General features: G+C 69.8%; 9 protein-coding genes. 8 read left to right on the forward strand and 1 reads right to left on the reverse strand.

Translation table 11 applies throughout. From position 1 onward, the window contains the following. Window positions 1-2 precede the first annotated feature (2 nt). The 8 genes from VFZ09_RS17145 (at window position 3) to VFZ09_RS17180 (ending at window position 13,972) form a co-directional block, all read left to right on the forward strand. A complete protein-coding gene (locus VFZ09_RS17145) occupies window positions 3-860 on the forward strand; it encodes a hypothetical protein (RefSeq protein ID WP_329728652.1) in 858 nt (285 codons plus the stop codon). Between the two features lie 11 nt (window positions 861-871). Continuing rightward, entirely contained in the window at window positions 872-4,165 is a 3,294-nt protein-coding gene (locus VFZ09_RS17150) for a protein kinase domain-containing protein (RefSeq protein ID WP_329728653.1), read from the forward strand. A 36-nt stretch (window positions 4,166-4,201) separates the two neighbouring features. Beyond that, on the forward strand, window positions 4,202-6,505 hold the full coding sequence (locus VFZ09_RS17155) for a lantibiotic dehydratase (RefSeq protein ID WP_329728654.1): 2,304 nt from the start codon (window positions 4,202-4,204) through the stop codon (window positions 6,503-6,505). Further along, entirely contained in the window at window positions 6,502-8,010 is a 1,509-nt protein-coding gene (locus tag VFZ09_RS17160) for a hypothetical protein (protein ID WP_329728655.1), read from the forward strand. The genes VFZ09_RS17155 and VFZ09_RS17160 overlap by 4 nt, the downstream gene beginning before the upstream one ends. Further along, window positions 8,007-10,298, forward strand: coding sequence for a lantibiotic dehydratase (locus tag VFZ09_RS17165; RefSeq protein WP_329728656.1), 2,292 nt, complete (start codon window positions 8,007-8,009; stop codon window positions 10,296-10,298). The genes VFZ09_RS17160 and VFZ09_RS17165 overlap by 4 nt, the downstream gene beginning before the upstream one ends. Before the next feature lie 3 nt (window positions 10,299-10,301). Continuing rightward, window positions 10,302-11,408, forward strand: coding sequence for an FAD-dependent oxidoreductase (locus VFZ09_RS17170; RefSeq protein WP_329728657.1), 1,107 nt, complete (start codon window positions 10,302-10,304; stop codon window positions 11,406-11,408). 160 nt (window positions 11,409-11,568) lie between these two features. Further along, the gene (locus VFZ09_RS17175; RefSeq protein WP_329728658.1) at window positions 11,569-12,789 is read left to right on the forward strand and encodes a hypothetical protein; all 1,221 of its coding nucleotides are present in this window, start codon (window positions 11,569-11,571) and stop codon (window positions 12,787-12,789) included. A 40-nt stretch (window positions 12,790-12,829) separates the two neighbouring features. After that, entirely contained in the window at window positions 12,830-13,972 is a 1,143-nt protein-coding gene (locus tag VFZ09_RS17180; RefSeq protein ID WP_329728659.1) for a hypothetical protein, read from the forward strand. Here the strand turns inward: VFZ09_RS17180 and VFZ09_RS17185 are convergent. Then, window positions 13,966-14,757 (reverse strand): fused MFS/spermidine synthase, encoded by a 792-nt coding sequence (locus tag VFZ09_RS17185; protein WP_329728660.1) that lies wholly within the window; start codon window positions 14,755-14,757, stop codon window positions 13,966-13,968. The genes VFZ09_RS17180 and VFZ09_RS17185 overlap by 7 nt on opposite strands. Window positions 14,758-14,884: the final 127 nt, after the last annotated feature.

A 14,884-nucleotide genomic window follows, 5' to 3' on the forward strand; every position in this document is an offset into this window, starting at 1 on the left:
TCGTGAGAGCCGCCCACCACGCGGGGGCCACCACTGGCCTCCATCTCATCGCAGATGCCTCCCTGGCTCCCGCCACGTTGGAGCAGGCCACCCCCGCGCTCGTGCGCAGTGGCCTGCCGGTGGTGGCGCGAGGGGGCACCGCGCGAGCCCCGGCCCGCGAGCTGGTCCTCTTCGACGGCCGTCTGGGGCCTGCCCACGCGGCGATGCTGGAGCGTCAGCCTCCAGCGCTGCTGCTGGCCACGCGCGAGCCGGGTGGCCTCCCGTCCGCGTGGGAGATGCGGGTGCTGGGCTCGCTCCTGCGGGGTGAGCCGTTGATGCCCCCGGGGGCCGCGGTCGCGAAGCTGTGGCTGGAGCGGGTGGTGGACTTGAAGGGCGCCTCGTCCGAGGCCGCCGCGCTGGTGGAGGCCTCCAAGGGCAGCCGGAGCGCGGCGAACCTCGCGGCCGAGGTGATGCACGAGCTGGCCGCCAACGCGCTGTTGGACGCGCCCGTGGATGCCCGGGGCACGCCGCTGTACGCCCACCGGCGCGAGTCGGTGCAGGCGGTGGCGCCCGAGCACGTGTGCCAGGTGTCCCTGGCGGTGGGGGAGGGCGGCATCTTCCTGGAGGCGGTGGATCTCTTCGGGCGGCTGACGCCCGGGCCCATCGCGCGGGCACTGGCCTCGCTGGGTGGGCGCATGCAGGTGAATGCCTCGGGCGGTGGGGCGGGCCTGGGCATGCGGCGCATCCTGGAGGCGTGTGATTTGATCGCCGTCCGCGTGGCTCCCGGCAAGGAGACGCGGATGCTGGGCGTGGTCGGGTTGGGCGAGGCGCGCCGCCGGGCCGCGCTTCCCAAGTCGTTGCTGTACTTCCAGTCGGAATGAGGAGCGGGACGGTGGAGACGCAGGGTTCCAATGCCACTATCAGCCGCGTGCGCGTGGGTACCATCCACCACGTCCGCATCGCCGGCATCATCGACGAGACGTTCCCGCTGACGTCCTCGTCCCCCGACATGGGCGGGCTGCTCATCGTCGACCTCGGCCAGGTGGAGCGCATCAGCTCCTTCGGCGTGCGGCGGTGGATCGAGTTCGCCAGCAAGCTGCCCGCGGGCGGCATCGCGCTGTACGTGGTCAACGCGCCACCGGTGATGGTGGACCAGCTCAACATGGTGGAGGGCTTCTCCGGCGTGGCGCGGGTGCTGTCCGTGCTGGCGCCCTACACGTGCCGCGCCTGCGGAGAGGACCGGCTGCGCCTGGTGGACCTGCAGTCGGAAGCGCCCATCATCGCCGAGGGCCGCGCCCCCGAGCACTCCTGCCCGGTGTGCGCCGGCAAGCTGGAGTTCGCGGATCTGCCGAGCGAGTTCTTCGACTACGCGCAGCGCCAGCAGTTCGGCACGGTGGATCCGGTGGTGATGCGCTACCTGCGCGCCACCACGCCCAGCGCCCCCAGCGCGCTCACCACGCACCTGAAGATCGTCCAGGACGACATCACGTACGTTTCCCTGGCCAGCGAGCTGAAGGCGGACCTGAACGTGCGCCGGCTGGCCTCGGGCCTGGAGGGGCGCGTCGCCTTCGACTTCTCCCACGTCAGCAAGGTGGAGCCCGAGGCCGTCGCGAAGCTGGAGCAGGTGCTGGCCACGGCCGCGCAGGGCGCCAAGGTGGTGCTGTGCCGCGTGCCCCCGCCGGTGCTCCAAGCGCTCAACCGCTTCACCAGGCAGCTCACCGCGCAGATCGGCACCCTGTGGCTGCCCTGCGAGTGCCGCAACTGCGGCCATGAGCACCAGCAGCGCGCCCTGGCCTCCGAGTACCTCGCCAAGCTGCGCGCCAACGCCAGCCCCGAGCGCGAGTGCCCCATCTGCGGCGGCTCCGCGCGCCTTCCCGCCATCCCCCAGCTCGTGCCGCTGCTCAGCCGCTCGTCGCTGGTGGACAAGCCGCTGGACGACATCGAGGCGCTCGAGCCCCGCGCCCTCAGCCAGTACCTCTTCGGCTCCACCAACGTGGATCCGAACGCCAACAAGGGCGGCGGCTCGGACATCAGCAACTCCATCAGCGCCACCAAGCTGCAGATCATCCGCCGGCTGGGCCAGGGCGGCATGGCCGAGGTGTTCCTCGCCAAGCAGGTGGGCGTGAAGGGGTTCGAGAAGTTCGTGGTGATGAAGAAGATTCTCCCGCAGTTCGCGGAGAATGCCGAGTTCGTCGACATGCTCTTCGCCGAGGCGCGGGCCAACGCGCGCCTCACGCACCCCAACGTCGTGCAGACGTTCGACGTGGGCATGAACGACGGCGTGGCGTACATCCTCATGGAGTACGTGCGCGGCCCGGATCTCAAGAAGTTGATGAACGAGCTGCGGCGCAAGGGCCTGGCCCTGCCGCTGGAGCACGCGCTGCGCATCGTCGCCGAGACGGCCGCGGGCCTGCACTACGCGCACAGCTACGTGGACCCGGCCGGCGTGCCCCACCCGGTGGTGCACCGCGACGTCAGCCCCCACAACGTCCTCATCTCGCTGGATGGCGCCATCAAGCTGAGCGACTTCGGCATCGCCAAGGTGCAGGGCGAGGAGAACACCCAGGCCGGCGTGCTCAAGGGGAAGATCTCCTATATCTCCCCCGAGGCCGCCGCGGGCCGCGCCCTGGACGCGCGCAACGACGTGTTCGCCCTGGGCGTGGTGCTCTTCGAGCTGCTCACCGGCACGCTGCCCTTCAAGCGGGACCACGACGCCGCCACGCTCAACGCCATCGTGCGCGAGCCGGCGCCCGTGCCCTCCCAGCTCAAGCCGAACATCCCCCAGGATGTGTCGGATCTCATCCTCCGCGCCCTGGTGAAGGATCCGGCGCGCCGCACGCCCTCCGCCGCCGCCATGCGCGAGGAGATCGAAGCGGTGATGGCCCACCACCGGCTCAACTCGTCGCCGGCGGCGGTGGCCCAGTTCTTCAAGGCCACCCTGGGAGACCGGCTCGCCGAGTTCGGGCCCACCACGAACAACGCTTCGGCGGGCTCCACCGGCTCGCATCCGAGCGTCTCGGGCACGGGCTCGGGCAACGCGACGCGCGTTCCCACCGGCGCAACGGGGGAGATGGTGGCGCCCCCCGGCACCGGCTCCCGGCCCGCGCTCGGCTCCAGCACCGGGCAGTACGGCGCCGTGCCGCAGCCCCCGCCTCCTCCGGCGCAGTCCTCGCGTCCTCCTCCGGCTCCTCCTGCGCCCGGTACGCAGGCTCCGGACGAGCGCACCGAGGTCTACCGGCCCGCGCAGCAGGGTCTCATCGCCCCCAACGCCCTGCCTCCCGAGCCTCCCACGGACGCGGTAGCGGCACAGGCGTCGGCTCCCGTCCCCGCGCGTCCGTCCCTGTCCGGGGTGCCTGTCGTGCCGCCCCCGCCGCCGACCGTGGCGTCCCGTCCCGGGGGACAGGCCCGTGCCTCCATGACCGGCGTGCCCGCGGTGCCGCCTCGGGCCTCCGGGCCCACACCCGCGGTGCCGCCCCGCGCGTCCCTGTCCGGCACGCCCGGTACCGGCTCCCGGCCCGCGTTGCAGCCCGCGGTTCCGGTGTCCGCCCGCACGGCCACCCAGGTGGCTCCCGCGCCAGCCCCGGTGGGTGTTGCTCCGGTGGGTGCGCCTCCCAAGGCCCCGGCCCCGCAGGCCCCTGCCGCCATGTCCGCGGCCAGGCCCCCCGCGCCCCGCTCGTCCGCGGTCAAGTGGGCCGTCCTCGGTGTCGCCGGGCTCCTGGTCGTGGGCGGCGGCGCCGTGTTGGCTCCCAGGCTGCTCTCGAATCAGGGCGTCGACGTGGTCAACCGCGAGCCGGGCGAGCAGATCTACATCGCGGGCCTCCGGGTGGAGGATTCCCAGGACCTCAGCCTGGAGGGCGTCAGCCAGCTCGTCGTCTCCACGGCGAAGGAGGGCCGCCTGCATCGCTTCGGGATTCCGGTGAGCCAGGACGTCATCGATGTGCGCACCCTGCCCGAGGCCCGGCCGGAGCCGGGCAGCAAGGGCACGCTGCGCGTGGAAGGATCGCCGGGCTGCTTCGTCAAGCTGGGCCCGGACATGCTCCCCGGTGCCACGCCCGTGTCGGCCCCCATCGAGGCGGGAGTGGAGTTGCAGGTCATCGTCACCTGTCCCAACCAGCCGGTGTGGTCGCGCTGGGTGATGGCGGTGCCCGGGCAGGAACTGAAGGTCGTTCCATTGCCGAAGAAGTAGGCCTCTCGGAGGCCCTCGGGCCAGGGTGCGTCGCGTATGAAGGGCTGGAAGCTGTTTCCTCACCTCGTCGTCCGCACCACCGGCTTTCCCTTCGAGCGGCTGGAGCGGCTGCGCTGTCCCGAGTCGGCGGAGAGCGCCCGGAGGCTGTGGGCCGAGCGGCGTGAGCTGGAGGCACTGAAGGCCCGGGGCCCACGGTTGCGGCGGCCTCCGTCCGCGGTGCTGGCCGCACTGAAGGCGGGGCGCCCGGTGGACGTGGAGGGGCTGGAGTCCCCCGAGTTCTTCGCCACGTACAACGTCCACGCCCGCGCCGCGCAGGAGGCCGGTGCGGCCTTCGAGGAGGCCTTCACCCGCGAGTCGGCCCGGGTGGAGGAGGCGCTCGCGGCGCTGCGCACCGAGCCGCGCTTCCTGGAGGCGGTGGCCAGCTCCAGCCCTCCGGTGGCGAGGGACTTGAGCGCCGGCCGGGACGGGGCGCGGCTGAAGCGGCAGGTGGCCAGCTACCTGCAGCGGCTGTGCGCGAAGAACGAGACGATGAGCTTCTTCGGCCCCATCAACTACGGGCGGGTGGAGCCTGGCGCGCCCACGGGTGTTTCGGTGCGCTGGTCCGGCCCCGAGGTGCTGGTGGGGCGCAATACCTTCGCCGCCTCGTGGCTGGTGCTCGGGCTGGTGCGCGCCATTGCCGCCGACCCGGAGGTGGCGCCCTGGCTCGTGCTGCGCCGCAAGGCCTTCGCCTCGATGCCTCCGCGCAAGGGCGCGGCGCCCAACCCCGCCAGTGTGGAGGACGTGCTCCCGAGGCTGGTGGAGGCGGTGGATGGGACGCGGCCCCTGTCGGCGCTGCGCGAGGCGCTCGGGGTGGAGTGGCCGCTGCTGCTCGAGGCCGTCCGCTTCGGCCTGCAGCGCAACCTGTTCACCCATCCGCTCGAGGTGCCCTCGGCCTCGCACCACCCGCTGGAGGACCTGGCCGAGCGGCTCGCCGGCATTCCCGGCCCGGTGGCCCGTGAGCACCTGCGCGCGCTGGAGGGCCTGCTGGCGGTGATGGCGCGTTACGGCGCGGCGGACGCGGCGGGGAAGATGGCGCTCAACGAGGAGCTGGCGAAGCGCGTCCGCGAGCGCTGGAGTGTGGCCCCCGTGGCCGCCGCCTCCATGTCCGACAGCCACAACTTCTACCAGGACCGTCTCCCGATGCGGGAGGAGTGCGGCGGAGACCTGCGCCTCACGCTGGGCGGCGAGCGCGCGGAGGAGCTGACGCGGAAGCTGGAGCCGGCGCTCGGGTTGATGGGCGAGGCGGCGCTGCGCACGCGCGAGGCGGCCCGGTCCGCCGTGGCGGCGCTGGTGGGGGCTCGCACGGTGCCCTTCTGGAAGGTGGTGGCGGCGTACGGGGACAGGCCGGTGCCGTACGACACCACCGTGGCCTCGGCGCTCGCGGCGGCCATTCCCGAACCGGCGGCCCGGTGCGTGGAGTTGGATCCGGCGGTGCTGCCCGTGCCTCGCGCGGACACGGAGCTGCCGATCGTCACCTCGATCGATCTGCTCGTGGGCGCCCCGGACGTGGAGGCCTGGAGCCGCGGCGAGTACGAGCTGGTGGTGGGCGACGTGCACGATACGGCCCTGGTGTGGGGCTGGGCGCTGCAGTTCCACGAGGAGCGGAGGCGGGTGGAGGGCGAGATGCTGCGGGCGCTCGGCTCGCTGCGGCGGCCGATGCCCTTCGTCACCGTGCTGGCCTCGCGGCGCACGGGCCTGCTGCCCGCGGAGTTCCCTGGCCCCGTCGTCGAGCTGGGCGGAGTGAGCGCCCGGGCCTCGGCGTGGCGGCTGCCCTTCGATGACCTCCAGGTGGAGAGCGACGGGCGCACGGCGCGGCTGGTGTCCACGCGGCTGGGCACGGAGGTGTGCCTCTACAACGGGGAGATCGAGAGCCTGGTGCAGACGGCCTTCGCCCTGCCGCGCATCCGGCCCCTGCGCGTGTCCCTGGGCGCGCACACGCCCCGGGTGATGCTGGGAGGCGCGGTGTTGCAGCGCGAGCAGTGGAAGCTGGAGGCCCCGGATGCCGAGGCGCTCGTCGCGTGCAAGGACGACAAGGCGCGGCTCCGGACGGCGGTGGGCATCTGGGCGCGGATGGGGCTGCCGGACCACGTGTTCGCGAAGTTCCCGGGCGAGCGCAAGCCGGTGCTCGTCGACGTGCGCAGCCCGGCGCTGCTGCGCGTCTTCGTCAACCTGCTCGAGCAGAAGGGCGAGGTGATGCTGTCGGAGATGCTCCCCGCGCCCGGACAGCTGTGGCTGGGGGCCTCGGGCGGGCGGCACACGGCGGAGCTGCGCTGCTGCTTCCTGTGGGGCTCGGCGTCATGAAGCTGCTCGTCCTGCCTCCCCACCGGGATGTGACGTGCGTGCCGGATGCGCCCGAGGGCTGGCGGGTGCTCGACGTGGCACGGGCCTTCTGCCAGCGGGTGATGGAGCCGGAGCTCCTGGCGCGAGCGGTGGAGACGCGGGAGCGCGAGCCCGCCACGACCCAGACGATGCGCGAGATGCTGCTCCTGCGCGCCGTGCTCGTGCTGTGGAAGCGGGGAAGGGCGGATGCGCACCGGCCCCTGCGTGCCCTTGGAGCGGTGCTCACGGCGCTCTCGGGTGCACCGATGGGGGTTCACGTGCGGCTCGATGACATCGAGCTGGAGGGGGGCACCACCGAACGCTCGGCCGATGTGCTCCGGATCGTCCAGCGGCCCGCGCTGTATGACGAGGACCTGGCCCGTGCGGCCGGGCAGTTCCCGAATGCCGAGCGGGTGCGGCTGTGGTTGGAGAAGGACCTGCAACTTCCCGCGGCGGTGAAGCTGGCTGAGGCATGTCCGGCCTCGGTGCCGCTGGAAGTGGCGGGACCGTTCGCGGCCACCCACCGTGCGGTCCTGACGACGCTTCCCGCCTTCCAGCGGGCCTCGTTTCCCGAGGACGTGGCGCCCCTGCGTTGGCGAGTAGCGGCCCTGGACGCGGCGGAGCCGGAGTCCCTCACCTGGGTTCCCGAGGGGGCGCGTCCCCCGGCCGACGGAGGGCTTTGGGCGGGGCACGTGCCATTGGGAGCCCTGCTCGACGCGGAGGCACTCGTGTCGAGCGGCTGCCGCACGGCGGTGGTGGGGTTCTGCGCGGTGGATGAGGGCTCGGTCGTGGGCAGTGACGGGAGCCGCGTGCCGCTGGAGCCGCTGGTCGCCGCGGTGGAGCGGCTGCGCGCCGCTGGAGCACGCGTGGTGGCGGAGTGGTGGGTGGGCGCTCCCGGCGTGGACGAGGCCGCGCACGAGCGGACCTTCACGCTGCTCGGCCAGCGGCCCGTATTCGATTGGGTGTCGGGCGTGAGGCCGTTCCACTGGACACGCGGGCGCTCGGGCGAGGACTTCGCGGGCGTGCCGGTGCGTTTCCTCGCGCCGCCCGAGGACCGGGACCTGGCGCGCACGGTGCCCTTCGAGGCACCGGGGACGGTGCCCCACGCTCGGCTGGCGGAGTTGCTCGGCTCGCTGGCGGGGAAGCTGCTGCAACGCGCGCCGCTCAGTCCGGGCCGGGTTGCCTGGGCCTCGCTCCATCCGCCGGCCCCCGTGGCGCCGGGAGGCGAGCGGATCCGGTTGGACGGAGACTGCGCGCTGGTGCAACTGCCGGCGACGCTGGACGGAGTGGTGAAACCCTCCTGGTACGCGGCGAACCTGCGCACGGGAGGGGTGCTGGCCATGGACGCGCGGCTGGCGCCACTGGTGGCGGGGGCGGAGCAACCGGTGACGGTGGGAGAGCTGTTCGCGACGCTGCCGGAGGCGCAGCGCGGCAAGGTGGAAGCGGCGCTGGTGGGCCGCGCGGTCCTCGAGAGGGTGCACGGATGAGCGAGCGCTGGACGCTGGGCGAGGTCTTCGTACTCCGGCACGCGGGTTTCCCGTTCGACTGGCTGGAGGGCCTGGGTTTCTCGGAGGGGCTGCGCTCCGAGGTGGCGGCGCTGCTCGAGGACGAGCGGGCGCTGGTGGAGGCCGTGCGCACCGCCGCGGGCGAGGACGCGGCCCGCACGGCGCGAGAGGCGCTGGAGAAGGGCAAGGAGCCGGCGCTCAAGGCGAAGTACGGGCCCGAATGCGTCCAGGCGCTGGAGCGCTACCGGGCGCACCGCGTGGCGCTGTCGGCCCGGTACACGGCGGAGCGGCTGCAACTGCGGAGACGGCTGCGCGAGCGAGCGGCGGAGCCCGCCATCCAGGAGGCCGTCTTCTTCTCCAACCCGGCGATGTACGAGAACGTCTGGTCGCGCTACCTGGAGGGGGAGCAGCGGCCGGACAACTCGGATGCGCGGCGGGTGGAGCGGCAGGTCTACACGTACCTCCAGCGCTTCTGTGCGAAGAACGAGACGACGAGCTTCTTCGGCCCCATCTCCTACGGCGAGTGCGGCGGGGAGGGCGCAGAGGACGTGCGGGTGGTGCCGAGCGGGAGCACGCGGCGGCGCACCTTCCTGACGTTCTGGGCCGTCACCGAGCTGGCGAGGGCCGTGGCCCGGGAGCCCGAGGTCCGCCGGCACCTGCCGCTGCGGCTCAACCCCCTGTTCAAGGTGGAGCCGGGCCGGGCGAGCTGCGAGCCGTTGACGCTGGAGGTGCAGCTGTCGCCGGAGGCGGAGCGGCTGCTCGAGGTGCTGCCTGGGGCACCGACACTGGGCACGGCCTCGAACGCACTGGGCCAGCCAGTGGAGGCGGTGCAGCGGCTCGTGTTGCCGCTGATGAAGTCGGCGCTGGTGCTGCTGGGGCTGCCCTTCGTGGCGAATGACTTCGGCACCTTCTCGAGCCTGCGCGAGGCGGTGGCGGCGCTGCCCGGGTCCGAGGCCCGGGAGCGCTGGCTGTCGAGGCTGGACGAGCTGGAGCGCCTGCGCGGCGAGTTCGAGGGCGCGGGGCTGGCCCGCCGCCGGGAGCTGCTGCAGACGCTGGAGACGCGCTTCACCGAGTACACGGGCAAGCCCGCGAGGCGAGGCGAGGGGCAGGTGTACTCGGACCGGCTCATCCTCTACGAGGAGGCGTCCTCGCCCTTCCGGCTGAAGCTGGGGCGGCGCTTCAGCCAGGAGATGGCGGCGAAGCTGTCCGGGGCCCTGGAGCTCTCCGCGGCGTACGGGGACAGCGTGCAGCGCAGCTACCGCGAGCAGGTGCGCGACGCATTGGGCCCGGAGGAGCGCCCGCTGGACTTCCTGGAGTACGCGGTGCGGCTGCGCCCGGACCAGGTGGCGGGGAGCCGCTTCGCACCGGTGCCGCCCATCCTGCTCGACGAGGACCTGTCGCGCTCCCGGACGCTGCCGGAGGATTTCCTGGGCACCTCGCAACCGGGAGGTCGCTACTCCCTGCCGGACGTGTGCCTGGCGGCGACGGACCAGGGCTTCGAGGTGATGTGCGCGCGCGTGCACCACCACCTGATGCTGTGGAGCTGGTTGAGCGCCTTCTACCCGGACCGGGCGCGCTACGAGTCGGTGGCGGGCCAGTGGCTGGAGCGCGAGCCCGCGGCGAAGGGGCTGGTGGGACTGGCCATCCGCCGGCGCAACAAGGGCTTCTACGTCTACCCGGGCCGGAAGTTGATGTACTCGGTCTCGGACGTGCTGGACGTGGAGCAGGGCGCGCTGAAGCCGCACGACGTGAAGGTGCTGCCCACTCGCGAGGGGCCGGTGCTGATGGACGGGGAGGGGAAGCGGCTGTCTCTGTACATGCCGCTGGACGACTTCAACACGTACGCGCCGTTCGCGGCGCTGGCGCACCCGCAGGTGCTGCACGCGAAGCTGCGCACCCGGGGCCGGCACCTGCCGAGACTCCACGTGGGCGGCGCGGTGTACCAGCGGGAGCGGTGGGAGCTGCCGACCACCTTGTTCTCACAGGTGAGCGGGATGGATCTGTTGCTCGCGGTGGAGCGCGAGCGCCGGGCGAGTGGCTGGCCGCGCTTCGTGTTCATGCGCAGCACGGTGGAGCGCAAGCCGTACCTGATCGACACGGCGTCGCCGTTCGCGCTGGAGCTGCTGCTGTACCTGTCGCGAGGGGCGGAGCAGCTCTCGGTGGAGGAGATGTACCCGGCCCCGGAGCAGCTGTGGCTGAAGGACGAGCGGGGCCGCTACACGTGCGAGATGCGGATGCAGGCGGTGCGCTGGAGCGAGGAGCGGGGCTGAGCGATGAGTGCGACCCAGGACGTCGTCATACTCGGGGCCGGAGTGATGGGGCTGTCCGTGGCACGCCGGCTGGCGGCGGCGGGGGCGCGGGTGACGGTGTTGGATCCGGTGGAGCCGGGAGGGCAGGGCTCACGAGCGGCGGCGGGGGTGGCGATTCCCTCGGTGCGGCTGCTGGATGACCCGGACATGCTCGCCTTCACGCGGGCGGCGCACGGAGCACTGGCCGAGGAACTGGCCTCCCTGGGTGATGGCCCGAGCCTGCGCCGGGGGCAGGGCGTGCTCCGGGTGGCGATGGACGCGAAGGGGCGGGATGCGCTGGGGCAGAAGGCGGCGAACCACCCCGAGTGGCTGGGCACGTGGATGGACGCGGCGCGCGTGGTGGAGCTGGAGCCCGCGCTGGAGGGCACGCCGATCCTCGGGGCCTTCGTGACCGAGCAGGGCTTCATGGTGGACACGGAGGCCTACCTCAACGCGCTGCTGCACGACCTGCACCGGAGGGGCGTGAAGGTGCGGCTGGGCGAGGGAGCGCGCTCGGTGGCCGAGGTGGACGGTGGGGTGGAGGTGCGGACGGAGCAGGAGACGCATCGGGCGGGGAGGTTGGTGGTGTGCGCGGGGGCGTGGTCGGGAGGAATCGCGGGACTGCCGCCGCTGCCGGTGAAGCCCCTGCGAGGACAGATGCTGACGATCTTCCACCCGGAGGTGAGGCTGACGCGGGTGGTGTCGGGGCCGACGTACCTGGCGCCCTGGCGCACGGGGGAGATCGTCGTGGGCGCCACGGAGGAGGACGCGGGCTTCGCGTGCCACGTGACGCCGACGGGCCTGATGCACCTGGGAGCCACGGTGGCGAAGCTGGCGCCGAGGCTGCGCGAGGCGCGCTTCGGAAGGGCGTGGGCGGGACTGCGCTCGGTGATACCGGGGGGCAAGCCGCTGATTGGCCGCTATCCGGGGACGAAGGCGGTGCTGATCGCCAGCGGGCACGCGGGACAGGGCATTCTCACGAGCGCCCTCACGGGCCGCGCCGTGGCGGAGCTCCTCGAGCACGGGCACAGCGAAATTGCCGCTGCTTTTGAACCTGAGCGTGTGCTCGCCATGCGCCCGGAACGTTCGTAGGCATCGCGTTCGTTGTCTGCTGCGGTTGCTGTGCTGGAACTGACCCAGGTCAATAGAGCGGATCAGTGTCGTGCTTTGGCTTGTGCCCTCAATGGCGCGCAGTACGCAACAATGGTTACCACAGCAAGACGTTCAGCAACTTCCAAGAGGTCAAAGCGGTATGGGATACTCTCTCAGGCACATAGCTTTAATCACGCTCTTCCTGTGGAGTTGCTCCAGTTCCGGGGGGCAGTCGGCACCATCCCTGCCTCACACTTCTCAGGCCGCGAGCGGTCGTGATGCCGGGCAGGCGGTGAGCGGTCAATCATTGGTTGATTCGGCCTCTGGCAACAAGAATCAAGACGTCAAGATCGAGAAGGAACTCGAGAAACGAGGTCTCCTCTTGGCGCGTGACAAGGCCGGATCCTGGTATCTAGGCACCCGCATCGAGGGGAAACTCCTGCTCTCAAAGAGTTTTGCGAGCTCTGATGAGGCTGTCGACCTGAGCGAAGAGGAGACCAGACAGCAGGCGGTGCTGACAATCCAATACACGGACGAGAAGGCCACCAGGACCAGCCACGTGGTCGCTACGACGAAATATTCACTGGATGTAGACCATCTGGCCGATAGGTTCGTGGTACGCCGTTGGAAAGTGCATCGGAGCCTCGCAGACATGATGGCGGCGGATCCTCGCCAGGAGAAGTTCACGGAGGTGGCCGTCGATCTTGCGGGAAGGATGGTCACGAAAACTTCAGGTATCAAAGGGGAGGGCGTCCCCTCCCAGAAGACCTCTTCCAGCGGGGCCCAGTCGGATGTCAAAGCGCCTTTGCTCGTTGTCGGCAACAGTTTCGACGAGAAGCAAGCCTTCCGTGATTTCGTGCCGGTATATGGGGCGAAGAACCTCAAGGACGACGGCGATCTGTCAGCCCAGTTGATGATGCGCTGGGATGCCGAGCGGATTCATTTCAAAGTGAAGGTGCTCGACGATTTCGTCCTTTTTGGCAAGGGCATCCACACGGACCATTTCGAACTCTGGGGGCTTCCAAAGGGTGGGGGGCAGCAGTTGGTGTACTTCGACAAGAATGAAGAGATCTGGCTTGTGCCCGCCGACTCACCTGAATCCAGGCAGCCCCTGAATGGGGAGTACATGCTGATGGAAGATGGATATGAGGTGAAGTTCGAGCTTCCCTACTTCCTCTACAGCATGAGCGACTCGCTGAAGGGGAACGAGGTCCTTGATGCCACCATCGTCATTTCCGATGCGGATCGGGACAGAAAGCAGGAGACCCTCATTGGCACCTCGCTCGTGAATGCGAAACCCTGGACGTGGGGGAAGATTTACCTGCAAGGGAAACAGGAATGGCCAGAGCTCAGCGCCGAATTCATCGCGAGTATGCATTGATGACGGCATGAGCCTGTCGAAACGCTCACGGAGTCTCTTCATGTGGTACTCTCGCTGGCATGTCGCCTTGGTGTTGGTGGGCTTGTGGAGTTGCTCCAGCGCTGTTGGGGGGCAGCCAGCGTCGCAGGACGCTGGAGAGGCCGCGAGCGCCCAGGTGCAAGCAGCAGCGCCATCTGCGGACCAGGGTTTCGAGATCAAGAAAGAACTCGAGGCACAGAGGCTCGTGTTGGCTCGTGACAAGGCTGGACAGTGGTATCTGGGCGCTCGCAGAGATGGGAAGCTCCTGCTCTCGAAGCCCTTCGCGGACGATGAGAAACGTGTTGACCTGATCTACGAGCAGCCCAGACAACAGGCAGTGTTGACGGTTGTGTCCGAGAGCGATCTTGCCACCAGGACGGGCCATGAACTCATCAAGACGACACTTTCCCTGGATGTGGAATTCAAGGAGGGGGCGTTCCGGATCAAGCGCTGGAAATCACGGCAGGATACCAAGGACTTGCTGAACGGTACCCCTGACAAGTTCACGGAGGAGGAGGTCGACTTCGTTGGGAGGACGGTCACGAAGGGTTCTTCCGGCTACTCCTTTCCGGACGTCAAGGCGCCCTTGCTCGTTGCCGGCAACAGCTTCGACGAGCAGCAGGCCTTCCGTGATTTCGTGCCGGTATATGGGGAGAAGAACCTCAAGGACGACAGCGACCTGTCGGTCCAGTTGATGATGCGCTGGGATGCCGAGCGGATTCATTTCAAGTTGAAGGTGCGCGACGATTTCGTCCTCTTTGGTAAGGACATCCACACGGACCATGTCGAACTCTGGGGACTGCCAAAAGGCGGGGGGCAGCACCTGGTGTACTTCTACGAGAATGAGGAAATCTGGCTCGTGCCCGCGAACTCACCTGGTTCGAAGGAGCCTCTGCGGGGCGAGTACATGCTGATGGAGGATGGATATGAGGTGAAGTTCGAGATTCCCTACTTCCTCCACATGAGAAGTGGTTCCTTCAAGGGCGACGAAGTCCTGGGAGCCACCATCGTCATCTCCGATGCGGATCGCGACAGGAAGCAGGAGACGCTCATCGCCACCTCGGCGTTGAATCAGAAGGTCTCCTGGACGTGGGGGAAGATCTTCCTGCGAGGAAAGAGTGAGTTGCCAGAGGTCAGCTCCAGGACCGTCTCCGGTTTCTACTGACCCGGCCGGGTCGTCGAGCTGTCCGTCACCCGCTCGAAGGTCATCACGCTCTCCATCAGCACGGGGAAGTCCAGCTCGCGTGCGAGCCGCCAGAGCTGCTGCCGGAATAGGGATTCGGAGGGCAAGGGCTCCTGGGTGCCCACCAGGATGAGGTTGCTGTACCGGGAGGCGCCGCGCAGCATCGCGCAGTCCTCGAAGGCCGTCGCGAAGGTCTTGATTCGCGACTCCAGGCTCCACTGCTCCTCGAGCGCGATGTTGAGCACCGCGACGCCTCCGGGCTCCAGTCTTCGCCGGACGTTCTGGAAGAAGAGAGCCTCTTTCAGGTGGTCCGGTGTCCCGCAGTCCCAGAAGGCATCCAGGAGGATGAGATCGTAGCGAGGCCCCTGCCGCGCCATGAAGTCGGCCCCGTCCTCCACCGAGATGTGGAGCCGGGCATCCTCCCGGACACCGAAGAAGCGCCGGGCCACGTCGACGACCACGGGGTTGATCTCCACCACCTCCACCTGTGAGCGGCGGGGCAGGAGCCGGTGCATCAGCATGGGAAACGCCCCACCGCCGAGGCCCACCACCAGGATGCGAGCGCGGCCCTCGGTGAGCGCGAGCCCGGCGGTGGCCACGCGCACGTAGCTGGTGGGGACAGCCAGGGGATCGCTCTTGTTGATGGCGCTCTGGAGCGTGCCCTCGGGGCTGTCGAAGCGGAGCGTGCGCTGGTCGCCCACGTCCACGACGTACACGGGCCCGAAGGGAGAGTCGGCCTCGTGGATCACTGTTTCCGAGACACTCACGCCCTCTCGGTAGCACGGACCGGCGGTGACTGTCGAAGCCTCGTGTGCAATCTCCCTTCATCCCCGGTACCTTCTCGGGCGGTTGTCGTTCCAAGGGGCACCCCGTATGGCGAAGGACCATGCAATC

Source organism: Archangium sp. (assembly GCF_036277355.1).
Classification (GTDB): domain Bacteria; phylum Myxococcota; class Myxococcia; order Myxococcales; family Myxococcaceae; genus Archangium.

Bases quoted from the DNA above. Each gene is read 5' to 3' on its own strand.
- VFZ09_RS17155 (WP_329728654.1), top strand. From the start codon at position 4,202: ATGAAGGGCTGGAAGCTGTTTCCTCACCTCGTCGTCCGCACCACCGGC.
- VFZ09_RS17160 (WP_329728655.1), top strand. From the start codon at position 6,502: ATGAAGCTGCTCGTCCTGCCTCCCCACCGGGATGTGACGTGCGTGCCG.
- VFZ09_RS17165 (WP_329728656.1), top strand. From the start codon at position 8,007: ATGAGCGAGCGCTGGACGCTGGGCGAGGTCTTCGTACTCCGGCACGCG.
- VFZ09_RS17170 (WP_329728657.1), top strand. From the start codon at position 10,302: ATGAGTGCGACCCAGGACGTCGTCATACTCGGGGCCGGAGTGATGGGG.
- VFZ09_RS17175 (WP_329728658.1), top strand. From the start codon at position 11,569: ATGGGATACTCTCTCAGGCACATAGCTTTAATCACGCTCTTCCTGTGG.
- VFZ09_RS17180 (WP_329728659.1), top strand. From the start codon at position 12,830: ATGTGGTACTCTCGCTGGCATGTCGCCTTGGTGTTGGTGGGCTTGTGG.